23 protein-coding genes and 1 tRNA gene are annotated in these 24,612 nt (G+C 70.3%); 16 read left to right on the top strand and 8 right to left on the bottom strand.

Annotation, left to right across the window (positions count from 1 at the left end; all coding sequences use genetic code 11):
* The first annotated feature begins 91 nt into the window (after positions 1–91).
* Together ACQPXM_RS00415 and ACQPXM_RS00410 are read left to right on the top strand one after the other, a co-directional pair.
* A complete protein-coding gene (locus tag ACQPXM_RS00415) occupies positions 92–715 on the top strand; it encodes a TetR/AcrR family transcriptional regulator (protein ID WP_432943524.1) in 624 nt (207 codons plus the stop codon).
* 13 nt (positions 716–728) lie between these two features.
* The gene (locus ACQPXM_RS00410) at positions 729–1,559 is read left to right on the top strand and encodes an SDR family oxidoreductase (RefSeq protein ID WP_432943522.1); all 831 of its coding nucleotides are present in this window, start codon (positions 729–731) and stop codon (positions 1,557–1,559) included.
* Positions 1,560–1,802: 243 nt separating this feature from the next.
* Here the strand turns inward: ACQPXM_RS00410 and ACQPXM_RS00405 are convergent, their stop codons facing one another.
* Together ACQPXM_RS00405 and ACQPXM_RS00400 are read right to left on the bottom strand one after the other, a co-directional pair.
* The gene (locus ACQPXM_RS00405; RefSeq protein ID WP_432943520.1) at positions 1,803–2,507 is read right to left on the bottom strand and encodes a GAF and ANTAR domain-containing protein; all 705 of its coding nucleotides are present in this window, start codon (positions 2,505–2,507) and stop codon (positions 1,803–1,805) included.
* Between the two features lie 126 nt (positions 2,508–2,633).
* The gene (locus tag ACQPXM_RS00400) at positions 2,634–3,419 is read right to left on the bottom strand and encodes a PrsW family intramembrane metalloprotease (protein ID WP_432943518.1); all 786 of its coding nucleotides are present in this window, start codon (positions 3,417–3,419) and stop codon (positions 2,634–2,636) included.
* Between the two features lie 197 nt (positions 3,420–3,616).
* On the opposite strand from ACQPXM_RS00400, the gene ACQPXM_RS00395 reads away from it, so the two are divergent.
* Positions 3,617–7,306, top strand: coding sequence for a S8 family serine peptidase (locus ACQPXM_RS00395; RefSeq protein WP_432943516.1), 3,690 nt, complete (start codon positions 3,617–3,619; stop codon positions 7,304–7,306).
* Between the two features lie 40 nt (positions 7,307–7,346).
* On the opposite strand, the gene ACQPXM_RS00390 is transcribed toward ACQPXM_RS00395, so the two are convergent.
* The gene (locus ACQPXM_RS00390) at positions 7,347–8,327 is read right to left on the bottom strand and encodes a helix-turn-helix domain-containing protein (RefSeq protein ID WP_077018271.1); all 981 of its coding nucleotides are present in this window, start codon (positions 8,325–8,327) and stop codon (positions 7,347–7,349) included.
* Between the two features lie 207 nt (positions 8,328–8,534).
* Between ACQPXM_RS00390 and ACQPXM_RS00385 the strand changes: the two genes are divergently transcribed.
* The gene (locus ACQPXM_RS00385; protein ID WP_432943514.1) at positions 8,535–8,723 is read left to right on the top strand and encodes a hypothetical protein; all 189 of its coding nucleotides are present in this window, start codon (positions 8,535–8,537) and stop codon (positions 8,721–8,723) included.
* Positions 8,724–8,736: 13 nt separating this feature from the next.
* On the opposite strand, the gene ACQPXM_RS00380 is transcribed toward ACQPXM_RS00385, so the two are convergent.
* Positions 8,737–9,318 carry a TetR/AcrR family transcriptional regulator gene (locus ACQPXM_RS00380; protein WP_432943512.1) on the bottom strand — a complete coding sequence of 194 codons (582 nt, stop codon included), beginning with the start codon at positions 9,316–9,318 and terminating at the stop codon, positions 8,737–8,739.
* 107 nt (positions 9,319–9,425) lie between these two features.
* Here ACQPXM_RS00380 and ACQPXM_RS00375 point away from each other — a divergent pair, with 107 nt between their 5' ends.
* Positions 9,426–10,148 carry an alpha/beta hydrolase gene (locus ACQPXM_RS00375; RefSeq protein WP_432943510.1) on the top strand — a complete coding sequence of 241 codons (723 nt, stop codon included), beginning with the start codon at positions 9,426–9,428 and terminating at the stop codon, positions 10,146–10,148.
* Between the two features lie 96 nt (positions 10,149–10,244).
* Here ACQPXM_RS00375 and ACQPXM_RS00370 read toward each other — a convergent pair.
* Positions 10,245–10,328, bottom strand: a tRNA-Leu gene (locus tag ACQPXM_RS00370).
* Between the two features lie 232 nt (positions 10,329–10,560).
* Here ACQPXM_RS00370 and ACQPXM_RS00365 point away from each other — a divergent pair.
* The 6 genes from ACQPXM_RS00365 (at position 10,561) to pknB (ending at position 18,142) form a co-directional block, all read left to right on the top strand.
* Positions 10,561–11,379, top strand: coding sequence for an FhaA domain-containing protein (locus ACQPXM_RS00365; protein ID WP_432943508.1), 819 nt, complete (start codon positions 10,561–10,563; stop codon positions 11,377–11,379).
* Positions 11,380–11,389: 10 nt separating this feature from the next.
* Positions 11,390–11,872, top strand: a complete 483-nt coding sequence (locus tag ACQPXM_RS00360; RefSeq protein WP_432943506.1) for an FHA domain-containing protein FhaB/FipA — start codon at positions 11,390–11,392, stop codon at positions 11,870–11,872.
* A 10-nt stretch (positions 11,873–11,882) separates the two neighbouring features.
* On the top strand, positions 11,883–13,277 hold the full coding sequence (locus ACQPXM_RS00355; RefSeq protein WP_432943504.1) for a protein phosphatase 2C domain-containing protein: 1,395 nt from the start codon (positions 11,883–11,885) through the stop codon (positions 13,275–13,277).
* A complete protein-coding gene (locus ACQPXM_RS00350; RefSeq protein ID WP_432943502.1) occupies positions 13,274–14,674 on the top strand; it encodes an FtsW/RodA/SpoVE family cell cycle protein in 1,401 nt (466 codons plus the stop codon). Before ACQPXM_RS00355 ends, ACQPXM_RS00350 begins: the two co-directional genes overlap by 4 nt.
* Entirely contained in the window at positions 14,671–16,122 is a 1,452-nt protein-coding gene (locus tag ACQPXM_RS00345) for a peptidoglycan D,D-transpeptidase FtsI family protein (RefSeq protein WP_432943500.1), read from the top strand. Before ACQPXM_RS00350 ends, ACQPXM_RS00345 begins: the two co-directional genes overlap by 4 nt.
* Before the next feature lie 139 nt (positions 16,123–16,261).
* The gene (pknB, locus tag ACQPXM_RS00340) at positions 16,262–18,142 is read left to right on the top strand and encodes a Stk1 family PASTA domain-containing Ser/Thr kinase (RefSeq protein WP_432943498.1); all 1,881 of its coding nucleotides are present in this window, start codon (positions 16,262–16,264) and stop codon (positions 18,140–18,142) included.
* 60 nt (positions 18,143–18,202) lie between these two features.
* Here pknB and ACQPXM_RS00335 read toward each other — a convergent pair whose 3' ends face one another.
* Together ACQPXM_RS00335 and ACQPXM_RS00330 are read right to left on the bottom strand one after the other, a co-directional pair.
* Positions 18,203–18,820 (bottom strand): aminodeoxychorismate/anthranilate synthase component II, encoded by a 618-nt coding sequence (locus ACQPXM_RS00335; protein ID WP_432943496.1) that lies wholly within the window; start codon positions 18,818–18,820, stop codon positions 18,203–18,205.
* A gap of 55 nt (positions 18,821–18,875) precedes the next feature.
* A complete protein-coding gene (locus ACQPXM_RS00330; RefSeq protein ID WP_432943494.1) occupies positions 18,876–19,601 on the bottom strand; it encodes a DUF881 domain-containing protein in 726 nt (241 codons plus the stop codon).
* Positions 19,602–19,771: 170 nt separating this feature from the next.
* Here ACQPXM_RS00330 and ACQPXM_RS00325 point away from each other — a divergent pair, with 170 nt between their 5' ends.
* Entirely contained in the window at positions 19,772–20,035 is a 264-nt protein-coding gene (locus ACQPXM_RS00325; protein ID WP_077018283.1) for a cell division protein CrgA, read from the top strand.
* A gap of 167 nt (positions 20,036–20,202) precedes the next feature.
* Here the strand turns inward: ACQPXM_RS00325 and ACQPXM_RS00320 are convergent, their stop codons facing one another.
* Positions 20,203–21,087, bottom strand: a complete 885-nt coding sequence (locus ACQPXM_RS00320) for an alpha/beta hydrolase (protein WP_432943491.1) — start codon at positions 21,085–21,087, stop codon at positions 20,203–20,205.
* Between the two features lie 95 nt (positions 21,088–21,182).
* Here ACQPXM_RS00320 and ACQPXM_RS00315 point away from each other — a divergent pair, with 95 nt between their 5' ends.
* The 4 genes from ACQPXM_RS00315 to ACQPXM_RS00300 all read left to right on the top strand — a co-directional run bounded on the left by ACQPXM_RS00315 (position 21,183) and on the right by ACQPXM_RS00300 (position 24,606).
* Positions 21,183–21,707, top strand: coding sequence for an EXLDI protein (locus tag ACQPXM_RS00315; protein ID WP_432943489.1), 525 nt, complete (start codon positions 21,183–21,185; stop codon positions 21,705–21,707).
* Between the two features lie 181 nt (positions 21,708–21,888).
* A complete protein-coding gene (locus ACQPXM_RS00310; protein ID WP_432943487.1) occupies positions 21,889–22,836 on the top strand; it encodes an ATP-binding cassette domain-containing protein in 948 nt (315 codons plus the stop codon).
* The gene (locus ACQPXM_RS00305; protein WP_432943485.1) at positions 22,833–23,630 is read left to right on the top strand and encodes an ABC transporter permease; all 798 of its coding nucleotides are present in this window, start codon (positions 22,833–22,835) and stop codon (positions 23,628–23,630) included. The genes ACQPXM_RS00310 and ACQPXM_RS00305 overlap by 4 nt, the downstream gene beginning before the upstream one ends.
* 67 nt (positions 23,631–23,697) lie before the next feature.
* Complete coding sequence (locus tag ACQPXM_RS00300; RefSeq protein ID WP_432943483.1) at positions 23,698–24,606, top strand: SRPBCC family protein; 909 nt, start codon at positions 23,698–23,700, stop codon at positions 24,604–24,606.
* Positions 24,607–24,612: the final 6 nt, after the last annotated feature.

Raw genomic sequence — 24,612 nt, 5'->3', positions numbered from 1 at the left:
ACCTCAAACGGGCGCGATTTCCCGCACCCAGAGCTCGCTACCGTTGAAGCAAAACTACCTGCATGGTAATTTTGCCAGCATGGTAGAAACGATGCCGCGACGGCAGCGGAAGAAGGAGCGCACCCGGGAGCTGATCCGGGACACCGCGCTCGAGCTGTTCGCCGCCCTCGGCTTCCGGGAGACCACGATCAGCGCGATCGCCGATCGTGCGGACGTCGCGATCCGGACGGTCACCCTGCATTTCCCGGCCAAGGAGGACCTGCTCTTCGCCGACGACCCGTTCAGCTACGAGTCGTTGAGCGCGTGGCTGGCCGCGAAACCGGCCGGTACGCCGACGCTCGACGCGCTGCGCGACTGGATGGCGACGACGATGCGTGAACTCGACGCCACCGGGGCGTCGGCCGAGGTCTGGCGCCGGCGGGCGTTGCGGTCCCAGCTGATCGTGGCCGACGAGGACCTCCGGGGCCGGGCGCGCGCGGCGTACTACCGGTACGAGCAAGTGGTCGCCGCCGGTGTCGGCGCCGACCTCGGTCTGCCGGCCGACGCGCTCGCGCCGCGGCTGACCGGCATCACCGTGATCACCGGTCTGCGCGAGCTGTACGAGACGGCCGAAGCCCAACCCACCGGGCGGGGCGACGACCCCGAGCAACTGCTCGCCCTGGTCGACCGGGTGCTCGACTACGCCCGCGCCGGCCTCGCGCGCCTCACCGACTGAAGGAGAAACCCTCATGAGCAAGACCTGGTTCATCACCGGTACGTCGTCCGGCTTCGGCCGGCTGATGACCGAGAAGCTGCTCGCCCGCGGCGACACCGTCGTCGCCACGCTCCGCCGTACCGGGGCTCTCGCCGACCTCCAGGCCCAGCACGCCGACCGCCTGGACGTCGTCGAGCTCGACGTCACCGACTCCGCTGCCGTACGCCGGGTCGTCGACGCCGCGTTCGCCGCGCACCAGCGGATCGACGTCGTGGTCAGCAACGCCGGCTACGGCCTGTTCGGCGCGGCCGAGGAGCTGACCGACGAGCAGATCCGGCAGCAGGTCGACACCAACCTGATCGGCTCGATGCAGCTGATCCGCGCGACACTGCCGCACCTGCGGGCCCAGGGCGGCGGCCGGATCGTGCAGGTCTCGTCGGAGGGCGGACAGTACGCCTACCCCGGCTTCGGCGCCTACCACGCGACCAAGTGGGGCATCGAGGGCTTCGTCGAGGCCGTCGCCCAGGAGGTCGCCGGCTTCGGCATCGAGCTGACCCTCGCCGAGCCCGGACCGGCAGCGACGGACTTCGGCTCCGGACTGGTCGCCGCGACCGCGCTCGACACGTACGACGCGACGCCGACGGGCCAGGTCCGGCGCGGGCTGGTGGACGGTTCGTTCGAGCTCCGCGGGGATCCCGGCAAGTTCGCCCAGGCAATGATCGACGCCGCCGACCAGCAGCCGGCCCCGCGCCGGGTCACGCTGGGCAGCGACGCCTACCACCACGTGCGCGACGCACTGCAGTCCCGGCTGGACGAGCTGGACGCTCAGAAGGACCTCGCCTACGCCACGGACCTCGACAGCTGACCGGCGGCGTGGGCATCACGCGACAGGCCGCGGAGCCGGGCAGGTTTGGCAACGCGCCGAGCGGATACCTGCCCGCCACGTGGCCACGATCCCGCGCGGGAGATGGGTCGCCAGGTCACGCGCGTTGGGACAAGCAGCGCGCGTGACCGCCCCCAACCGTCCCCGCTCGGCTGACAGCCTCAGCATGCACCCGTGCCCGTCCGCCGTCACCCCTTCGCACAAGATCGTCGCGGGACCAGACCTTCACACCGGCCGCCGGGCGTCCGAGGGCAGCTTGCGGGTGGCCAGCAGTTCCTGCGCGACGTCGCGCAGTTTGCGGTTGCTGTCCATCGAGTACCGCCTGAGCACCTCGAACGCACGCGGTTCGTCGAGGGCGTAGCGCTCCATCAGCATGCCCATCGCCTGACCGACCAGCCGGCGCGCGTCGATCGCCTCGGTCATCGATGCCGAGCTACGTGCCGACGCGATCGCGGCCGAGCCGTGCTGGGCGAGAATCTGCGCCACGGCGAGGTCGTCGTCGGTGAACGCGTTCGGCTTGTCGCCGTACAGGGACAGCACGGCCTCGGCGCGTCCCGCCGCCAGCATCGGCAGGTACAGCGCGGACCGGATTTCCGCGGCGAGCATCCGCTCTTTCCACCGCGCCGACCACCGGGTGTCGCCCGCGATGTCCGGGATCACCAGCGCGGCGGCCTGCTCGACGGCGGTGATCAGCGGGCCTTCGCCGGCCTCGATCTGGCCGCGGTACAACTCGGCCAGCCGCGGATCGGTCAACGCCATGATCTGCGGGCGCCGGCCCCTGGTGATCAGCACCACCGCGGCGTACTCGCACCCCACCGCCCGCAGGGCGAACCGCACCACTGTCTCGACGGTCTGCTCGACTCCGTCGGCGTCCTGCAACTCGGCTGCCAGCCGGCCGAACGCTTCGGCCGACGAATGCTCTTTCGACACAGCAGGGTCCTCCCAACCTGCACTCGACCAGGTCCACCAGCAGTCGGGATGAACCTGTACGGAACTCTCGTACCCCGCATAAGTTCGGCCTCAAACTTGGGCAACCAGCCGCAGGAGGACCGCCGGCTAGGCGGGAACGCGGTTGTCCTGCTTCTGGGCGTGGCGCAGGCCCAGCAGGAGCAGGCCGATGGAGATCACGCCGACGACGGCGTACGTGATGCGGCCGCCGAGGCCGTCCCAGGTGGTGTGCAGGGCCACGGCCAGGGCGTACATGCCGACGAAGCCGAGCAGGTGTTTGCCGGTGGGGTTGACGACGAAGCGCCACAGGCCCCAGCAGGTGAGGCCGGTCCAGGCGGCGTGACCGGCGGGGGAGAGCAGGCCGCGGATGAACAGCGTCTGCTCGGCGGCGCCGACGTTGCCGCCGGACTGGAGCAGGGCGACGAAGGCGTACCCCATCGTCTCCAGTACGGCGAACCCGGTGCCGACCGCGACGCCGATGACGATGCCGCCGCCGATGGAATGCCGGTAGCGGTGGCCGAAGAAGACCACCAGCCCGATCGGGATGACCAGCTTGGCGGCCTCCTCGATCAGGCCGACGCCGACCATCGGGAGCGTGCCGAGGCGCCGCATCGCGTCGTACTCGAGCAGTCCGGCGACGACCACGCCGACGACTCCGCCGAACAGCAGCGAGCCGCCCAGCGTGGGTCCGTCGATCAGCCAGCGCCCGGACCGGCCGGCCGCGAACGTCACGAAGGTCAGCGGGACGACGAGCGCGCCCAGCAGGATCATCGTCGGGAACAGGTTGGGGTTGTCGGTGTCGCTCAGGACGGCGAGCACCAGCAGGTACAGCGCGGCCCCGACCACGAACGTGCCGAGCCAAGCCCATCGACGTACTACCTGCTGTGCGTTCATGGGCAGATCTTGCACCCCAGGACTGTCGCAGACCGCACAGGCAACGGACATGTCGCGTGAACGCTGCGTTACGACGTTGGTGGCGTGCATGCGCCATGTCACACGAAGGGCAGAGCTGGACAGGGCGCAAAGGCGGCGGCGGACCGCAGACTCCAGTGCAGAGGAGCCTGCCCCTAGCCTCTCGAAGGAGTCCGCCCATGTTCGTTCACAAGCGCCGCGCCGCCATCCTCGCGGCCGCACTCGCGCTGACCACCACGTCGAGCCTGACCGCCACCGCGGCACCACCAGGCCCGTCGCCGGCCGAGCCGTCAGCCGCCGTCCAGGCCGGCACGTCACAGCAGGTCACCCTGATCACCGGTGACGTCGTCGAGGTCACCGGCGCCGGTGCCGGCAAGAAGGCCGCCACCGTACGGCCCGCGCCGGGCCGGGAGCGGATCGCGTTCCACACCGTCGAGGTGGACGGCGGTCTGCGGGTCCTGCCGAGCGACGCCGTCCCGTACGTCTCGTCGGGCATGGTCGACGCCGACCTGTTCGACGTCGACGAGCTGCTCGCGGACGGCTTCGGCGACGCGGCCGGCACCGGCCTCCCGCTGATCGTGCGCTACGCCGACGGCGCCCGCATCCAGTCCCTGCCCGGTACGACGGACGCCCGCCCGCTGCCGTCGATCGGCGGCGCGGCCGTCACCGCCGCCAAGGCGGAGCTGCCCAGCCTGTGGGAGTCGCTCAAGCCGGCGTCGAACACCGCCCGCACCCTCGACCAGGGCGTCGCCAAGATCTGGCTGGACGGCAAGGTCAAGCCGGTGCTGGACAAGAGCGTGCCGCAGATCGGTGCGCCGGCCGCCTGGCAGGCCGGGTACGAGGGCAGCGGCGTCGAGGTCGCCGTGCTCGACACCGGTGTCGACGGCAACCACCCGGACCTGGCCGGCAAGGTGCAGAAGGCGCAGGACTTCTCCGAGAGCCCGACCGGCACCGAGGACCACTTCGGCCACGGCACGCACGTCGCGGCGACGATCGCCGGCACCGGCGCGGGCTCGAACGGCACCCGCAAGGGCGTCGCCCCGAAGGCCGACCTGCTGGTCGGCAAGGTGCTCGGCGACGACGGCTTCGGCCTCGAGTCCTGGATCATCGCCGGGATGGAGTGGGCGGTCGCCGAGGGCGCCAAGGTGGTCAACATGAGCCTCGGCGGTGGCCCGACCGACGGTACCGACCCGATGAGCCAGGCCATCAACGACATCACCGCGGCGTCCGGGGCGCTGTTCGTCGTGGCGGCCGGCAACGAGGGCGCAGACGAGTCGGTCGGCTCGCCGGGCGCGGCCGCCGCCGCGCTGACCGTCGGCGCGGTCGACCGCAACGACGCGCTCGCGGACTTTTCCAGCCGCGGCCCGCGGGTCGGCGACTCCGGCCTCAAGCCCGAGATCACCGCCCCCGGTGTCGACATCGTTGCCGCCCGCGCGAGCGGCACCGCCATGGGCGCGCCGCTCGACGACCTCTACACCGCGGCCTCCGGTACGTCGATGGCCACGCCGCACGTCGCCGGAGCCGCGGCCCTGCTGGCCCAGCAGCACCCGGACTGGAAGGCCGGCCGGCTCAAGGACGCCTTGACCAGTACGGCGAAGACCACGCCCGACCTGAGCGTCTACGCCCAGGGCACCGGCCGGGTCGACCTCGCCCGTGCGGTCGCGCAGAAGGTCGACGCGACCGGCGTCGCCGACTTCGGCCTGACCGTCACCGGCAGCGCCGCGACGACGCGGACGATCACCTACCGCAACGACGGCTCCGCGCCGATCACGCTGAACCTGGCGGTCGACGTGGACAACCTGGACACCCACCAGCCGGAGACCGACGCGTTCGGCGTACCGGCGAGCGTGACGATTCCGGCCGGCGGCAGCCTCGACGTACCGCTGGCGCTCGACCCGGCCAAGCTCGAGCGCGGGCTGTTCAGCGGCTGGGTCGTGGCCACCGGCACGAACGGCGTCAGCGTCCGCACCGCGGTCGGCGCGCTCAAGTCGGGCCCGAAGCACAAGGTCACCTTCCGCGGCATCGACCTCAACGGCCAGCCGACCGGCGTCCCGGTCGTTTCCCTGTACGGCGACAACCCGCGCTCGGACACGCTGGGCTGGATCGACAACGGCGAGACCTTCACGGCCGAGGTCGAGGAGGGCACCTACCTGATGCACGGGCTGGTGGACAACGCCAACCCGCAGAACGAGAAGGCCGCGCTGATCACCGACCCGAACATCGTCGTCAACGGCGACCGCGAGATCGTCGTCGACGCCCGTTTGGCCGCGCCGATCACGATCCACACGCCGAAGCCGTCGGAGCAGCAGGCGGTGCTCAGCTACTACGTGCACCGTGAATACCCGAACGGCCGCAAGATCACCCACGGCGTGATGCACTTCAGCACGGTCAGCCAGGTGCTGGTCACCCCGACCAAGCCGGTCCAGGGCGGCACGTTCGAGTTCGCGTCCCGCTGGCAGTTGGTCGCGCCGCTGGTCCAGGCGTCGGTGCCAGGTATCTCCGGTCCGATGGACATCAACCTGCTGCACCAGTCGCCGTCGTACGAGGGCAGGAAGCGGTTCAGCCTGGTTGCCCCTGGCCCCGAACTGCAGGGCGTCAAGGGCGCGATCGCCGTCGTCCCGTCCAGCGAGGACGGCTGGGGCAACGGCAGCGAGCAGGAGCAGATCGCCGCGGCCGCGAAGGCCGGTGCGGCCGGCATCATCATCTACCGGCCGGCGGACTGGTCGGCCTGGACGGTCTGGCGTCCGGTCGGCGACCGGGAGCCGATCCCGGCGATGGTCACCACCGCCGCCGACGGCGCCAAGCTGGTCAACCGGGCCAAGGCCGGTCGCGCGACGATCGACCTGACCCTGACCACCTCCAGCCCCTACCTGTACGACGTCTTCCAGGTGTCGAAGGGGCAGATCCCGGCCAAGATCGACTACCGGGTCACCACGGCGAACAGCGCCCGGATCAACACCTCGTACGCCGACAACGGCGGCTTCGGCTGGGCCAAGGAGCAGCGGTTCGGCTGGCGGCCGTGGCAGGACTACTCCTGGAACGACTCACAGCGCTTCGTCCAGACCCCGAAGGTCCGCGAGGAGTGGGTCAGCGCGGGCGACTCGCTCTGGCAGCACCGGGTGCACCACCTCTACACCTGGGACACGATGAACCCGTTGCGGGGCGGCATGACGTCGGTGCCGCGCAGCTATTCAACGGGCTCGTCGAGCGAAAGCTGGTTCGAGCCGGTCGTCCGCCCGGCGGCCGCACCCGGTGTGGTGTCGACGCGGACCGCTGACCGGTTCTCGCTGCGGGTGCCGTCGTTCGTCGACGCCGCCGGGCACTTCACGGTCGGCGAGACCACATCCGCGTCCGCGGTGCTCAAGCGCAACGGTGCGGTCGTCGCCGAGCTGCCGGACGCCTGGCAGGACGTGACCACGACCAGCGGCGACGCGGCGTACCGGCTGGAGCTGGCGACCGAGCGGCAGGACGAGGAAGGCGAGTGGAACTGGGCGACGAAGACCAAGACCGCGTGGGACTTCCGGTCGAAGAAGGTCGCCGAGGACAAGGCGGTGGCGCTGCCGCTGTTGCAGGTCGGGTACGACGTACCGGTTGACCTGACCGGTCGGGTGCCGGGCCGGACCCACGTCGTCGGCTTCACCGTGCAGCAACAGGCCGGTGCTCCGGCCGCCCGGTCGACGTCGCTGCAGGCGGAGGTGTCGTTCGACGAGGGCAAGAGCTGGCGGCGGATCATCGCCGTCGGTGCGCGCGGCCACTACATAGCGGTCGTCCCGGCCGGCAAGGGCACGGTCTCGCTGCGGGTCTCCGCGGCGGACAACGCCGGCAACAAGGTCACCCAGACGGTGATCCGGGCCTACGGGCTGAAGTAGTCAGTGCGGCCCGGGCAGTCGACCTGCCCGGGCCGTACCGCTACAACCACTTGCGCATCGCGGCCTGGTACGCCAGCCCGGTGCGGGTGTCCACGCCCGCCAGCGCCATCATCCGGTCGAGCCGCCGCTGCACCGTGCGGCGGCTGATGCCGAGCTGCGACGCGATCGACTTGTCCGGTACGCCGGCCACCATCAGCGACAGCAGGAACCGCTCGGACCCGTCCAGCCCTTCGCCGTCCTCGGCCTCGTCCGGCTGGAGCTTGACCGGCGTGGCCGCCTCCCAGTGGCTCTCGAACAGCGCCAGCAGCGCATCCAGCAGCTGGCCGCGACCGATGATCGCCGCCGTCGGCTCACCGATCCCTGCCTCGTCGTCGCGGACCAGCGGGCAGACAGCGGTCGCCCGGTCCACGATGGCCAGCCGGACCGGAAGGTGTGGCAGGGTCCGGGCCTCCTCACCCCAGCTGATGCCCTCGGCGATGGTGTCCAGCTCGCCGGGCGTCTCCAGCAGGGCCCGCTCGTAGATGGCCCGGTAGCGGACGCCACGGCTCAGTGCGCCGTACTCCTCGGTGTTCTCGGCGCCTTGCATGGCCAGTGGGTTCGCCCGGCAGAACCAGAGGATCTCCTCACGCGCCGACTCCTGCAGGTCGCGCAGGCGATCCCGGAGCGCACCGGCGCCGACGATGACCTCGACCAGGTGGTGTGCGTCCCGGCGGCTCGCGCTGGCCCGGAACTCCTCGCTCAGCGACGCCACAGTCTGCCGGGCCGACTCCAGCGACTCCTGGCGCCGCAGCAGCGTCGTACCGAGGGCTACGTCGGGCGGCAGCGGTCGGAACACCGGGTCGTCGTCGCCTGGCAGCACCGCGACCAGTCCCTTGGCCTGCAGCCGCTGCAGCAACTCGACGACTTCCTGCTGCGGCAACTCCGCGACCTCGGCCAGCTCGGCGGCCCTGGCGACCGACAGCCCGACCAGCAACCGGTACGCCTGCTCCTCCCGGGCATCCAGCAACGCACCGTCCTGCATCCCGCCCCACCTCCAGTGCTCGAAGCACCACCTAATCAGGCCGTACGCGCAGTGGCGAGCAGAGACGTCCAGCATCCGGCACAGCTGCGCCACCTGAAGCCGCTGGCAGTCCTGGCACGAGAGTGCCATCACGTTCGGGCGAACCCACCGTCACTACCGGTGTATCGCCAGTTGCTTCCCGCCCGAGCCCGTTGAGAGAGATCCCCAATGACCGTGACCGACTTCTTCGGAGTCCTCGGCCTGATCGCCGCCGCCCTGCTCGGTGCCTGGATGCTGATGGGCGCCAACACCACCCCGCACCGCGGCGACCCACGCCACTCCACCCCGACCGCCGACACCCGCCCGGCCCGCCACCGGGCGACCTCGGGAGGAAGGCTGCAGCGGATCTTCCGCTAGGTGGGCAGTTCCGCTAGGTGCGCAGTCCTGCGATCAGCAGCCCGACCAGCCGGCGGGCGTCGTACCGGGGATTGTTGCCGGCGCCCGCGCAGAGGCCTCCGACTCCGCGCATGAGCTCGGAGGCGTCCTGGCCGGAATGGATCTCGCCTGCGCCGGCCGCGGCGTCGAGCAGTCGGCTGCAGACGGGCACCAGCCGTTCGAGGAAGTAGGAGTGCAGCGGGTCGTAGCAGGGATCGTCGGACTGCAGCACGGCGGCGAGGCCTTGTTTGGTGATCACGAAGTCGACGAACTGGTCGATCCACCGCTCCAGCGCGGCGTACGGCGTGGTGCCGGCCTCCAGCAGGGCCGGACCGGCTTCGGCGAGGCTCTCGACCTGGTGCCGGTAGACCGCCACGATCAGATCCGCTCGGGTCGGGAAGTGGCGGTAGATCGTGGCGGTCCCGACGCCGGCTTCGGCCGCGATGTCGCGGATCGGCGCTTCGACCCCCGACCGGACGAACACCGCGGCGGCCGCGTCCAGCAGCGTCTGCGCGTTGCGTCGCGCGTCCGCGCGCTTGGGCCGGGCCGGCCGGCCCGCCGGTTCACTGACGTTCACCGCACCGTCCTCTCCCTCGATTGCTAACCGGGACAGTGTCCCATATCGTTAACCGGGACAGTGTCCCGTTTGTCGCGGGACCAGCGATCCGAGACGGAGCGAGAACCATGACGACCTACCTGCTGGTGCACGGCGCCTGGCACAACGGACAGGCCTGGGAGCGGGTGGTGCCGTGGTTGGTGTCGGCCGGGCACGAGGTGTTCACACCGTCGCTCACCGGCTACGGCGACAAGGCGCACCTACTCGGCCCCGAGGTCGGGCTCGACACGCACGTCGACGACATCGTCGGACTGATCGTCGAGCAGGACCTCACCGATGTCGTACTTGTAGGACACAGCTACGCAGGACTCGTCATCTCGTCCGCAGCCAACCGAGTGCCGGACCGGATCGCCGAGTTGGTCTACCTCGACGCGATGGTCCCGAACGACGGCGAGAGCGCGGCCGACATCATGCCCGTGACCCAGACCCTGATCGACCTCGCCACGAAGTCGGACAGCGGCTGGCGGGTTCCACCGCTGCCCGAGATGCCGCCGCCGGCGGGACTGTTCGGGGTCACCGATCCCGCGGACGTCGCCTGGCTGCGCACGATGCTGTCGGACCAGCCGGTGCGCTGCCTCCAGCAGCCGGTCCGGCTGGACAACCCGGACGCGCACAAGATTCCCCGGACACACATCCACTGCACCGTCCGGCCCGACGGCTTCGAACGACGCCCGGTCCCCGCGGTGCAACCCAACGGCACTCCCGCGCAGGTGTGGGAACTGCCCACCGGCCACGACTGCATGATCACCAGGCCGGCCGAGCTCGCCGAGCTGCTGCTCAGGCTGGGCTGATCGCGCCGATGTGACACAGCTCTCTCACCGCCATCACGAGAGCCGGCCCAAACAAAAAGTCCCGGTCGGGTGAGACCGGGACTTCGGTGTTGCTTGTGCGCGAGGGGGGAGTTGAACCCCCACGCCCTTTCGGGCACACGGACCTGAACCGTGCGCGTCTGCCTATTCCGCCACCCGCGCGCTGGCTGTTTCCGGCCTCTCGAAGCGCCATCCCCAACCGAGGGAAAACACTAGCATGTCTTTTCACCGACTCTTGCATTGCGGGTTGGGTCGAACCTCCCGATACGATCGATCGTCGTACCGGTGTGGCCTGCCGACTCGGAGGCCACGACGTACGGCGAGCCTGCCGAAGGCGCCGAACGGCAAGCACGATCGTTGGTGCCGGGCCGACGACCGACGTGGAGGAGGACGCGTGCGACCGCTGCAGCGCTTCGAACGACGCCTGGAGGGCATCGTGAGCGGTGTCTTCGCGCGCGCGTTCAAGGGAGACGTGGAGCCGATCGAACTGGCCGCCGCGCTCAAGCGTGAGATCGACAACACCGCCCGGATCCTGTCCCGGGACCGTCGGCTGGTGCCGAACCACTTCACCATCGAGCTCGGCCCGGAGGACTTCGAGCGGCTGAACGCCTACGGCCGCACCCTCAACCACGAGCTCGCGAACGAGCTCCGCGACCACGCGGACATCCAGCGCTACACCTTCTCCGGACCGATCGAGATCGAGTTGACCCAGCAGGACGACCTGCCGACCGGCAAGTTCCGCGTCGTCAGCCAGACGGTCGGGACGCCCCAGCGCTCCCGCCCCCAGCCGCCGCCGCCGGACCCGTACGCGAACGACGGGCCGACGGTGATGCAGAGCGCGCCGACGCCACCGCCGGCCGCGCCGCAGCCGATCCGCCGCGGCCACCCGCAGGTGATGCTCGAGGTGAACGGACGCCGTCGGCCGGTGAACCCGCCCGGCGTCGTGCTGGGCCGCGGCACCGACGCCGACATCCAGATCAACGACCCCGGGGTGTCGCGCCGGCACGCCGAGATCCGGCTGATGCCGGAAGGCCCGGGCGGTGTCCGGGTCGTGCTGGTCGACCTGGGCTCGACCAACGGCACGCTGGTCAACGGCCGCCGCGCGGCCGAGGCCGAGCTGGTCGACGGATCCACTGTGAGAATCGGGAACACCACGATGACGCTGCGCCTGGCGGACGAGCCGATCGCCCAGCCGCCGAGCAGCGGGTGGTGACTGGCCTTCCATGTCGGAACTGACGCTGACCCTGATCAAACTGGGGTTCCTGGCCCTGCTGTGGATGTTCGTCCTGGCGGTGCTGTCCGTGATCCGCTCGGACCTGTTCGGGGCCAAGGTGGACAGCCGCGCGCTGGCTCCGGCCGCCGCGGCGGCCGGCCGGACCCCGAAACCGCCCAAGCCGTCCAAGAAGAAGAAGGGTCTGCCGGGTTCGGTGACGATCGCCGACGGCCCGCAGGCCGGCGTCGGCGCCACGCTGCACGAGGAGCCGGTGGTGATCGGCCGCGGCTCGGACTGCCAGATCCGGCTCGACGACGACTACTCCTCCACCCGGCACTCCCGGCTGTTCCTGTCCGAGGGCCAGTGGTGGGTCGAGGACCTGGGCTCCACCAACGGCACCTACCTGGACGGCCAGCGGGTGACCCGGCCGGTGCCCGCCGAGATCGGCGGTTCGATCCGGATCGGCCGCACGACGTTGAACATCGCGAAGTAGGCCTGAGTCCATGACCTTGTCGCTCGACTACGCAGCACTGTCCGACGTCGGACGGGTGCGCCGCAACAACGAGGACTCCGCGTACGCCGGTCCGCACCTGTTGCTGCTCGCCGACGGCATGGGCGGCGCGGCGGCCGGTGAGGTGGCCAGCGCGGCCGCCGTCCAGGTGATCCGCCGCCTCGACACCGCGACGATCACCGGCGAGGACATGATCGAGGCGCTGGCCGGCGCCGTGCACCGCGCCAACGAGCGGCTGTCGGAGCTGGTCGAGGAGGACCCCGAGCGCGAGGGCATGGGCTCGACCGTGACCGCGCTGATGTTCGACGGCCAGCAGCTCGGGCTGGCCCATCTCGGCGACTCGCGCGCCTACCGGATGCGCGACGGCCGGCTGGAGCAGCTCAGCCACGACCACACGTTCGTCCAGTCGCTGGTCGACGAGGGCCGGATCTCCCAGGAGGAGGCCTTCACCCACCCGCACCGCAACCTGATCCTCCGGGTGCTGGACGGCCGGCCCGACTCCGACCCGGACCTGCGGATTCTCGACGTCCAGGCCGGCGACCGGTTGCTGCTGTGCAGCGACGGCCTGCCCGACTACGTCAGCGACGACGTGATCTCGGCCGCGATGGCCGACGGTACGCCGGACTCCGTCGTCGTCGACCTGATCACGCACGCGCTCGAAGCCGGCTCCAACGACAACGTCACCTGCGTCGTCGCCGACGTGGTGGAGACCGAGCCGGCCAGTGGCGCCAGCGCGCAGCTGGTCGGTGCCGCGGCCGAGCTCGCCCAGGGTGGGACCGGCACCGAGCCGACGATCGCCGTACGGGGTGGGTCCGGTTCCGGCGACGGCGCCGGTGGAGCGGTCGGCGATCTCGATCCCGAGGAGCTGCGCTACGCGCCGCGGCCGCCGAAGCGGTTCCTGTGGCTGCGCCGGCTCGGCGTGGCGGTGGTCGTGCTCGCGCTGATCATCGGCGGCGGCTGGTTCGCCTACAGCTGGACCCAGCAGCAGTACTACGTCGGCACCGACGGGGACTACGTGGCGATCTTCAAGGGCGTCGACGAGCAGATCCCCGGCCTCACGCTGACCCGGGTGTACGAGCAGAAGACGCTGCAGGTCGACAAGCTGCCGACGTACAACCGTGAGCAGGTCGAGGGCAACATCCAGGCCGACGACCTGGCCGCGGCGCGGGAGATCGTCGAGGAGCTGCAGCGCGCCGCCGACGCGTGCGCCGCGCAGCCCCCGAAGCCGAGCCCCACCCCGACGGCGCCCCGGCCGAGTACTCCGCCGGCCAGCGGCAAGCCGGTGACGACCCCGCCGAAGCCGCCGGCCAGCACCCCGGCGGTCACCCCGTCCGTCACACCGTCCAACGGATCGGTCGGCCCCGACGACTGCGACGGCGTGCGATGAGTTACGCCTCCACCTCGGTCATCCAGATCATCCCGCGGACCCGCCGCGGGGTGGAGCTGATGCTGCTGATCATCGCGATCGCGGTCTCGGTCGGCGCCTACGTGAACATCGGCCTGACCGTGCAGGGCAAGGTCCCGGCCAGCACCGGGTACTACGCCGCCGGGATCGGCCTGCTCGCGCTGATCGCCCACCTCGCGCTGCGCTACCGCGCGCCGTACGCCGATCCGGTGATCCTGCCCTGCGCCGTCCTGCTGAACGGGCTCGGCGTGGCGATGATCCACCGGGTCGACCTCGGCCTCAAGGCGGCCGCCGAGGCAGCCGGTCGTACGCCGCGCGGCCCGGCGGCACCGCAGCAGATCACCTGGACGGCGGTCGGCATCGTCCTGTTCCTGGTGGTGATCCTGGTCGTCCGGGATCACCGCCGCCTGCAGGCGCTGACCTACACCGCTGGTCTGGTCGGTCTGGTGCTGCTGATGCTGCCGCTCGTTCCGGGCCTCGGCGTCGACATCAACGGCGCCCGGATCTGGGTCCGCTTCCTCGGGATGTCGTTCCAGCCCGGCGAGTTCGCCAAGCTCTGCCTGGTGGTCTTCTTCGCCGGGTACCTGGTGGTCAAGCGCGACGTGCTGACGCTGGCCGGGCACCGGTTCCTCGGGCTCGACCTGCCCCGGGCCCGTGACCTCGGCCCGATCCTGATCGCCTGGGGCGTCAGCCTCGGCGTGCTGATCTTCGAGAAGGACCTCGGCTCCTCGCTGCTGTTCTTCGGCCTGTTCCTGTTCCTGCTGTACGTCGCGACCGAGCGGGCCGGCTGGCTGCTGATCGGTGGCCTGCTGTTCGCCGGCGGCGCCCTGTTCGCCTTCTCGACCTTCAGCCACGTGCAGAAGCGGGTCGCGGACTGGCAGGATCCGTTCAACGAAGTCGGCGGCCAGGTCGCCAACGCCCTGTTCGGCCAGGCCTGGGGCGGCGTGCTCGGCCGGGGCCTGGGCCAGGGCCGGCCGGAGATCCTCAACTTCTACGCCCAGAGCGACTTCATCATCTCCTCGTTCGGCGAGGAACTCGGCCTGACCGGGCTGATCGCGATCATCCTGGTCTACACGCTGATCATCGAGCGCGGCCTGCGGACCGCGCTCGGCTGCCGGGACATCTTCGGCAAGCTGCTCGCGACCGGTCTGGCGATGTCGTTCGCGCTGCAGGTGTTCGTGATCGTCGGCGGCGTCACCGGACTGATCCCGCTGACCGGTCTGGCCACGCCGTTCATGGCGCTCGGCGGGACCTCGCTGGTGGCGAACTGGGCGATCGTCGCCCTGCTGCTGCGGATCAGCGACCAGGCCCGCCGGCCGCAGACCCCCGCGGCTCCGGTGTCCGACGAGACGATCGCCATGGCGGTGCAGAAGCAGTGAACTCAGCAATCCGACGACTGGCCGTGGCGGCGATCATCCTGATGCTCGCGCTGATGGCCAACTCCACTTACCTGCAGGCCTTCCGGGCCAACGAGCTGAACGGCCGCAACGACAACCGGCGGGTCCGCGACGCGCAGTTCTCGGTCGACCGCGGCCCGATCCTGATCGGCAGTACGCCGATCGCGCAGTCCAAGCCGGTCGACGACCGGTTCGACTTCCAGCGCACCTACCCGGTCGGCCCGGAGTACGCGCCGGTGACCGGCTACTACTCGTTCCTGTACGGCCGGCTCGGGATCGAGCTGAGCCAGAACTCGCAGCTGAACGGCTCCGACCCGTCGCTGGCCTTCCGCCGGGTGGTCGACGTGATCACCAACCGCAAGCAGCAGGGCGCGAGCGTGTCGCTGACGCTGAACGCCCGGGCCCAGATCGCGGCGTACAGGGGACTGGCGGGCAAGAAGGGCGCCGCGGTCGCGATCGAGCCGAAGACCGGCAAGATCCTGGCGCTGGTGTCGCGGCCGTCGTACGACCCGAACGACCTGGCCGGGCACGATCTGGAGAAGGTCGGTGCGGCCTGGAAGCGGCTGACCGAGGACGACAACAAGCCGATGTCGAACCGGGCGGCCCGCGAGCTCTACCCGCCGGGGTCGACGTTCAAGCTGGTGACCGCGGCCGCGGCGCTGTCCAGCGGCAAGTACAACCCGCAGTCGCAGGTCCGTTCGCCCGCTCAGCTCGAGCTGCCGCAGACCACCGTGCCGCTGGTGAACGAGAACCGGCAGAACTGCGGCGGCAGTGACAACGCGACGCTGACCGTCGCGCTGCGGCTGTCCTGCAACACCGCGTTCGGCTCGGTCGGCCTGGAGCTGGGCGCCGACGCGCTGCGCGAGCAGGCGGAGAAGTTCGGCTTCGGCGAGCGGCAGCTACCCGAGCTCGGTGCCGTGGCCAGCCAGTTCCCCGCCGACCCGAACCCGCCGCAGGTCGCGCAGTCCGCGATCGGCCAGTTCGACGTCCAGGCCACGCCGCTGCAGATGGCGATGGTCGCGGCCGGCATCGCCAACAAGGGCGACGTGATGAAGCCGTACCTGGTGCAGAGCGTGAAGACCGCGGACCTGAAGACGGTCTCGGAGACCAAGCCGGAGTCGCTGCACCAGGCGGTCACCCCGGAGGTCGCCGCCCAGCTGACCCAGATGATGGTCGACGTGGTCGAGAACGGCACCGGCAAGCCGGGCCGGATCAACGGCGTCCAGGTGGCCGGCAAGACCGGGACGGCGCAGACGGCCAAGGACCGGCCGCCGTTCGCCTGGTTCACCGCGTTCGCGCCGGCCAACGACCCGCAGGTCGCGGTCGCGGTGATGATCGAGGACGCCAACGTCCCGCGCGACGACATCGCCGGCGGCAGGCTCGCCGCGCCGATCGCGAAGGACGTGATGGAGGCGGTGATCGGACGGTGACGACGATGCGGAATGATTCCGTGACGGTGCGTCCGACCGAGGGCACTTGCAGCGGGGGTCCACCCGTGGCCGCGGCTACGGTGGGCGAGATGAACGTGTTGTGGCCAGGCAGGATCCGCGCAGGTTGGAAGGCAGAGCAATGACATCGCAGGCACGTCTCGTCGGCGGGCGCTACGAGGAAGGCGAACCGCTGGGGCGAGGGGGCATGGCCGACGTCCGCAGGGGCGTCGACAACCGGCTCGGCCGGGCCGTCGCGATCAAGCGGCTGCGGGTGGACCTGGCCAGTGACTCCACCTTCCAGGCCAGGTTCCGGCGCGAAGCGCAGTCGGCGGCCTCGCTGAACCACCCCACCATCGTGTCGGTCTACGACACCGGCGAGGAACCGGACCCGAACGGCTCCGGCATCACCATTCCGTACATCGTGATGGAGCTGGTGACCGGCAAGACGCTGCGCGACCTGATCCGCGAGGGCCGCAAGATCATGCCGGAGCGGGCGCTGGAGATCACCTCCGGCGTGCTCGAGGCGCTCGACTACAGCCACCGGGCCGGCATCGTGCACCGCGACATCAAGCCCGGCAACGTGATGCTGACCCCGCAGGGCCAGGTCAAGGTGATGGACTTCGGCATCGCCCGCGCGGTCGCCGACACCACCTCGGACATGACCCAGACCGCGGCCGTGATCGGCACCGCGCAGTACCTGTCGCCCGAGCAGGCCCGCGGCGAGACCGTCGACGCCCGCTCCGACCTGTACTCCACCGGCTGCCTGCTGTACGAACTGCTCACCGGCCGGCCGCCGTTCGTCGGCGAGTCGCCGGTCTCGGTGGCCTACCAGCACGTCCGCGAGCAGCCGGTCCCGCCGTCGTCGTTCGACCCCGACATCCCGCCGGAGGTCGACGCGGTCGTGCTGAAGGCGCTGGCCAAGGGCCGCGAGGAGCGCTACCAGAGCGCGGCCGAGATGCGTCAGGACATCCACCGGGTGCTCGCCGGTCAGCAGGTCACCGCGCCGATGGCCGCCGTGGCCGAGACCCGCGCGATGGCCGGTACGGCGGTGGCGCCGGCCGCGGCCACCCAGGCGTACCGGCAGACCCAGGACGACCTGCTCCCGCCGGACGACGGTCTGGACGAGGCCGAGGCGGCCCGGGCCCGGCGCAATCGCGGACTGGCGTACTTCCTGCTCGGGCTGGCGATCGTCGCCGTGGCCGTCCTGGTCTACGTGCTGATCGACAACGGGAACAAGAACGACACCCCGAGCGGCGGCGGGACGCCGGAGGTCACCCAAGTCGCGGTGCCGGACGTCGTGGGCCGGTCACTGTCGGAGGCAACCGCGCTGCTGACCGCGCAGGGCTTCAAGATCACGTCGACCAACGCGGCCAACCCGACCGTGCCGAAGGGCGAGATCGTCAGCCAGAACCCGACCGCCACCTCGATGGCCGACAAGGGAACGGCGGTCGCGGTGGTGGTGTCGAGCGGGCCCACGTCGTTCGCGGTGCCGGACGTGATCGGCAAGAGCGAGAACGCGGCGCGGGAGCTGCTCAAGGACGCGCCGGGCAACTTCAAGGTCGCCGAGAAGGTCAGGACCGAGGACGACGAGTCGGCCAAGGGGACCGTGCTGCAGGTCGACCCGGACCCGACCGGCAGGTACCCGAGCGGCCAGGAGTTCACGCTGACGGTGTCCAGCGGCTCGGTCAAGGTCACCGTGCCGGACGTCACCAAGCAGAACCAGGACGACGCGGCGAACACGCTGAAGGGCGCCGGGCTGCTGGTCGGCTACGAGAACGCGCCGCCCGGGTCGAACCAGCCCGAGGGCACGGTCGTGTCGCAGACCCCCGGGCCGGGGCAGAAGGTCGACAAGGGCACCAAGGTGATCATCCGGATCGCCGGCCCGCCCACGCCGACGACCACCCCCACGGAGACGCCGACCGGCGACCCGACGGGTGACCCGACGGATCCGACCAACAGCCCGCCGCCGACCATCGGACTGCCCGGTGGCGGAGGCGGCTTCACCGGCCGGCAGCCGTAGTACCGGAACAGCAAAAGACCGCGGCACCCTCCAGGGGTGCCGCGGTCTTCTGGTTTCCGATCAGCTGACGACGGGCGCCATCCCGGCCGAGCGCGCCACGGCGCCGGGGTCGCCGCAGATCGCCAGCCAGTTGGCGAGCATGCGGTGACCGCCTTCGGTGAGCACGGACTCCGGGTGGAACTGCACACCCTCGACGGCCAGCTCCTTGTGGCGGGCGGCCATGATCACGCCGGCCTCGGTGCGCGCGGTGACCTGCAGCACGTCGGGCACGCTGTCCTGCGCGATCGCCAGCGAGTGGTAGCGGGTCGCGGTGAACGGCGACGGCAGTCCGTCCAGCACCCCGGCTCCCTCGTGGAAGACCTGGCTGGTCTTGCCGTGCAGCAACTCGTCCGCGCGGCCGACCACGCCGCCGTACGCGACGCCGATCGCCTGCAGGCCGAGGCAGACGCCGAAGATCGGGACCTGACCACCGGCCTGCTTGACGATGTCGACGCAGGCGCCGGCCTCCTCGGGCGTGCCCGGTCCCGGCGACAGCAGCACGCCGTCGTACGCGGTGACCTGCTCGGGCGTGACCTCGTCGTTGCGCAGCACCGTGGTGTCGGCCTGCAGCTGCTGCAGGTACTGCACCAGGTTGTAGACGAAGGAGTCGTAGTTGTCGACGACGAGGATGCGCGGCATGCCCCGAGTTTACGGGCCCGCGGGCAGGGGCCCGCAGATGTGTTCAGCGATGTGTTCAGCGACCGCTGGTCGACGGGCTGACGGTCGGGGTCTTCGCGAAGCCCGGCACCGTCGCGCTCTGCAGGTCCAGGGTGCCCTCGTAGGCCGGCATCGCGATGTTCGACTCGGTCTTGACCTCGTAGCCGAGCTGGAACTTCACCACGTAGTCCTGCAGGTTCTCGATGTACTTCGAGTCGTCCAGCGACTGCTGCAGCTTGCGCCGGTCGCCGATCGCGGTGATCCGGTACGGCGGCAGGTACGGAACGCCGTGCAGGACGACCGAGTTGCCGACGCACTTGATGCCGGTCGTGGAGATCACCCGGTGGTCCTGGATCGAGATCGCGTCGGCGCCGCCGGCCCACAGCGCGTTCACCACCGCCTGGATGTCCTGCTGGTGGATCACCAGCCAGTCGGCGTCGACGTCCGGGTTGTCCTTGACCACCTCGGGCGGCGCGTCCTTGAGCGTCACGGTCAGGCCCGGCCCGGTGACCGGGGTGGTGCCGACCGCGACCGAGAGGTCCTGGAGTTGCTTGGTCAGCTTCGGCGGGAACGATCCCTGCTGGGACCGCAGCTTGTCGATGTCGCCGCTCAGCGCGGCGTGCTGCCGGGTCAGGGTGGCGCTGCGGCGGCTCTGTTCCTCCACGAGGCCCGCGAGCGTAGTGTTACGACTGGGACGCAGGTCGGTGCCACGAGCGTTGGTGGCGCTGGTCGCGAACAGCAGGCCGGCGCACAGCAGTGCCACCGGCGCACCCGCGCGCCAGAGCGAAATACGCCGCAGCCTGCTCACTCGTGACCCCCATGCTCCCGTCTGCACTACGCTAACCGAGGCCACCCGTCGGTGTGGCTGGTGGACAGCCTCGCGAACCGGGGGACCACCACTCACCTTAGTGTCCGCTACAAGGAGCCCAAGCCGTGCCCGAGTCGAGCAGTCGCGAAAAGAAGAAGAAGTCGGCCGCGGAGAAGCCGCAGAAGACTCCGAAGAAGCCCCGCACCTCCAGCCGCGCCTGGGTGGCGCCGCTGATGCTGGGCTGCTGGCTGCTCGGGCTGATCTGGCTGGTGGTCTTCTACGTGGCCGGTCAGGACATCCCGTTCATGAACGACCTGGGCAACTGGAACCTGCTGATCGGCATGGGCCTGATCGCTGTGGGGTTTGTCGTCTCCACCCAGTGGATCTGAGTTATCCACACCCGTATCCCCAGCTGTGCACAGCTTTCGGCCGACTTGTCCCCAGGTTTTCCCGAGGTTGTGCACCGATTCCGGCCTGAAACCGGCTGAATCTGTGGATTGTTGAGGTTTGATCACCATGTTGTCCACAACTGGGGAAGACGGCTTCCCGGCGCAGGTCAGCTGAGGTGGTCGGCCAGCAGGGTGCCGAAGTCGGCCGGCCGGTGGTGGGCGACCCCCGGCAACTGACGGACGATCACGCCGAGGCCGGTGAGCTCCGGCGTCACGCTCGTGACCACGTCGAGCAGATCGTCGTCGGTGCCGATCAGGATGGTCGCCGGAGACAACGGGTTCGCCGCGGACTGCGGCAGTTCGCGCAGGGCGGGAGCGAGCGCCAGTACGCCGTCAGCCCGCTGCGGCAGTCCGGTCAAGGCCCAGTCGAGGGCCGCGCGACCACCGGCGGAGAAGCCGGCGGCGATCAGCGGCAGGCCTCGCAGCTCCTCGGGGAGCTGAGTGAGCGCGCGGGCGATGTCGTCGCGCGCGGCCTGGCGGTCCGGCCAGGTGCGGTACATCGGGGACATCAGCTGCGACGACTCGACACAGATCAGAGCGCAGCCGAGCTCGAGCACACCTGACCAGTCACGCGCAGCGTGAGTCGCGCGCTGGCCGGCGCCGTGCAGCGCGACCACCACGCGCGTTGGTTGTGTCCCGAGGTGGACCAAGGGCGGCGTCGGGTCGGTGTTCCGGCGCTGACGACTGAGTGCCACCACCTCCTGGAACTCCGGCAGGCTCTGGAGCCCGGCGAGGTCGTCGTCGTCGGTGAGGATCGGCTCGGCCCACCAGCCGCCCGCCTCCGACTCTTTCCGCAGTACGGCGAGCGCTGCCTGCGTCTGGCCGAGTGACCCGAGCAGGCACGCCCGGAGGTGAGCCAGCTCGGCCGACCACGGCGTGAGGTCGTCGTCACCGGCGTCCATCAGTGCGAGCGCGTCCGCCTGCCGTCCGGCGTCGTACAGGGCGGCGACCTCGTCGGTCAGGGCGTCGTAGCGGTCTTCAGCAGGCTGCACATCGGGATCTTCCCAGCGCCGCTCCACTTCTACGCAGACATATACGTAGACATCTACGTACGGCATATGTATAGTTCTACGTAGAAGGAGACACCATGCCGAACAAGACGATCTACGTGTCCGACGACGACCTGGCGCTCTACAAGCGCGCACAGGAACTCGCCGGCAACCTGTCCTCCGCGATCTCGATCGCGCTCCGGCGCTACGTCGAGATGGAGGAGGGCCGCCAGGAGGGGTACGACGAGATCACCGTGCGGGTCGGCCGGGGAACCGGTCGCAAGCAGCGGTTCTCCGGAGTCCTGCTGGCCGAAGGCGGCCGGTCGAGCAAGGACGGCTACGAGGCCTTCAAGGTCTACCGGAGCCGGACCGGCAAGTTCGTCCTGCACGCCGACCGCCGCAACCAGTTCAAGCAGCAGCAGAGCGACCCGGCGTACGAGAACGGCTGGCGCAGCTGGATCGGCAACTGGAGCAGCGACCAGTCCTGGAGCATGGCGCAGGGCGAGGCCACGCTGCACGTGCTCGAGACGGTCGAGGAGTTGCGCGAGCTGATCCCCGACGACCTCTACGCCCTGGTCGAGGAGGCGGCGAACCAGCCCGCCGTCGAGGATCTCGACATCTGATCCCCGCCTGACCAACTGAACAGCACCACCCACTCCGGCGGCCACGGGCCGTCCGGCTGGATCCGCACACCCTCCTTCTGACACCGCGGTCCCCACACCCACTGGCTCGGCGCGAGCCTGCCCACCATCACCCCCATCGTCCCGAGGCGGCGCGAGCCTGCCCGAAAACAAGCGAGGAACCATGACAGCAGCGATCGAGGTCCGCGGACTGCACAAGTCCTTCGGCGACCACCTGGTGCTCGACGGCATCGACCTGAGAGTTGCCCAGGGCACCGTTTTCTCCCTGCTCGGCCCGAACGGCGCCGGCAAGACCACCGTGGTGAAGATCCTGTCCACACTGGTCACCGCCGACTCCGGCGAGATCCGGATCAACGGCACCGACCTGACCGCCGCCCCGGACGCGATCCGCGCCGCGATCGGCGTCACCGGCCAGTTCTCCGCGGTCGACGGCCTGCTCACCGGCGAGGAGAACCTGCGGATGATGGCCGACCTGCACCACCTCGGCCGGGCCGCCGGTCAGCAGCGCGCCGCCACCCTGCTGGAGCAGTTCGACCTGGTGGAGGCGGCGAAGAAGCCGGTGATGACGTACTCCGGCGGCATGAAGCGCCGGCTCGACCTGGCGATGACGCTGGTCGGCGATCCGCGGATCATCTTCCTGGACGAGCCGACCACCGGTCTCGATCCGCGCAGCCGGCACAGCATGTGGCAGATCATCAGGCAGTTGGTCTCCGGCGGAGTGACGGTCTTCCTCACCACCCAGTACCTGGAAGAGGCCGATCAGCTCGCCGACCGGATCGCCGTTCTGGACCACGGCCGGCTGGTGGCCCAGGGCACTGCCGAGGAGCTGAAGCGGCTGGTTCCGGGTGGGCACGTCCGGCTGCGGTTCACCTCTCCCGGCGAGCTCGAGCTGGCCGCCCGGGTGCTGCCGAGCGGCGTACCGGATCCGAGCGCTCTGGTGCTGCAACTCCCCAACGACGGCCGCGTGCAGTCGCTGCGGGAACTGCTCGCCCGGATCGACGACGCCTCCCTGGAGGTCGACGAGCTCACCGTGCACACCCCCGACCTGGACGACGTCTTCTTCGCCGTCACCGGCCACTCCACCCTCGACGAGAAAGCGACCACCCGATGAGCACGACGAGCCCGACCATCCGTCCGCTGGCCGACACCGCGACCATGCTGCGCCGCAACCTGCGGCACCAGCAGCGCTATCCCTCGATGACGCTGAGCACGCTGATCAGCCCGGTGATCATGCTGCTGCTGTTCGGCTTCGTCTTCGGCAAGACGTTCCAGGCCGGGATCGGCGGTGGCGGCTTCGACTATCTCGACTTCCTGGTCCCCGGTCTGCTGCTGGTCACGATGGGCTCCGGCACGGTCTCCACCGCGGTGGCCGTCTGCACCGACATGACCGAGGGCATCGTGGCGCGGTTCCGGACGATGGCGATCTTCCGTCCGTCGGTGCTCACCGGGCACGTGATCGGCAGCCTGCTGCAGACGCTGGTCAGCGTCGCGCTGCTGATCGGGGTCGCGCTGCTGATGGGCTTCCGCCCGTCGGCGACCTTCGGCGAATGGCTGCTGGCCAGCGCGCTGATCGTCGGTACGTCGATCGCGCTGACCTGGATGGCCGTCGCGCTCGGCCTGACCTCGAAGACCCCGGAGGCCGCGAGCAACGTCGTCCTGCCGTTCAGCCTGATCCTGCCCTTCCTCAGCAGCACCTTCGTCCCGATCGCGTCGATGCCGTCCGGCATCCGCTGGTTCGCCGAGTACCAGCCCTACACGCCGATCATCGAGACCCTGCGCGGCCTGCTGATCGGTACGCCGTACCAGGCCTCCGACGGCTGGCTCGCCGCCGCCTGGTGCGTCGCGATCACAGCCGGCGGCTACGCCTGGTCCCGCCGCTCGTACAACCGCGGAACCGCCGCCTGACCTGCGCGGACACCGCCACTGGACCAGGTTTTGAGCGATCGCTCAAAACCTGGTCTATGCTGCGTCCATGACCACTCCTGAGCAACCGCCGCCTCCGGTCGCCTGGGCGAAGCGGCTTCCCGCCCTGCTGGTCGTGGGCACGACCGCCGTCCTGGCCCCGATGCTGCTGGTGCGATCCGGGCGGCTCGACACCGCCGCGCTCTTCGTCGGCGTCCCGCTCGCGATCGCCGTGGTGATCGCCCTGTCCCCGCCCGCGAAGAGCCTGCACGGGCTCACCTTCCGGGTGGTCACGTTCGCGCTGATGATCACCTCGGCGTTCCTGCACGAGGGCGCCGCCTGCGTGCTGATGGCGTCCCCGCTCGTGTACGGCGTGGCGCACTTCGTCGCCGAGATCGCCCGGCAGTCCCTCGACCGGCGCAACGGCGACCGCTACCGAGCAGCGCTCGCGATCGTCCCGCTGCTGATCGCCGGACTCGAGGGAACGGCGTACCGGGTCGAGCCGGTCCAGCAGGTCAGCGAGACGCGGGTGGTCGCGATGTCGGCGGAGCAGGCGGCGACCCGGCTCGCGCGGGGCCCGGACTTCTCGACCGAGCGGCCCTTCCTGCTCCGGCTGACCGGCTACCCGACGCCTACGGTGGCGACCGGTGCGGGACTCGACGTCGGCACGCGGTGGACGTTCCTGCTGGCGGGCGACCCGATCGTCACCGAGGTGGTCGCGCATGACCCGCGCCGGGTCACGTTCACCGTCGTCGCGGATCGGTCGAAGACCCAGCGCTGGATGCACTGGCGGGGCGGCACGATCGACCTCACGCCGCGGCCCGACGGCACGACCGAGGTCAGGCTGACGGTCGAGTTCATCCGCCGGCTCGACCCGAGCTGGTACTTCGGCCCGATCGAGGCCGCGATGGTCGGCGCCGGCCTCGACCACTTCGCCGACAGCTTCGGCCTGACCGCCGGCGCCCGGCCCACCGACTGAGCGGAC

Source organism: Kribbella sp. CA-253562, assembly GCF_050942265.1.
Lineage (GTDB): Bacteria > Actinomycetota > Actinomycetes > Propionibacteriales > Kribbellaceae > Kribbella.
This window is presented reverse-complemented; position numbering and strand designations above follow the sequence as displayed.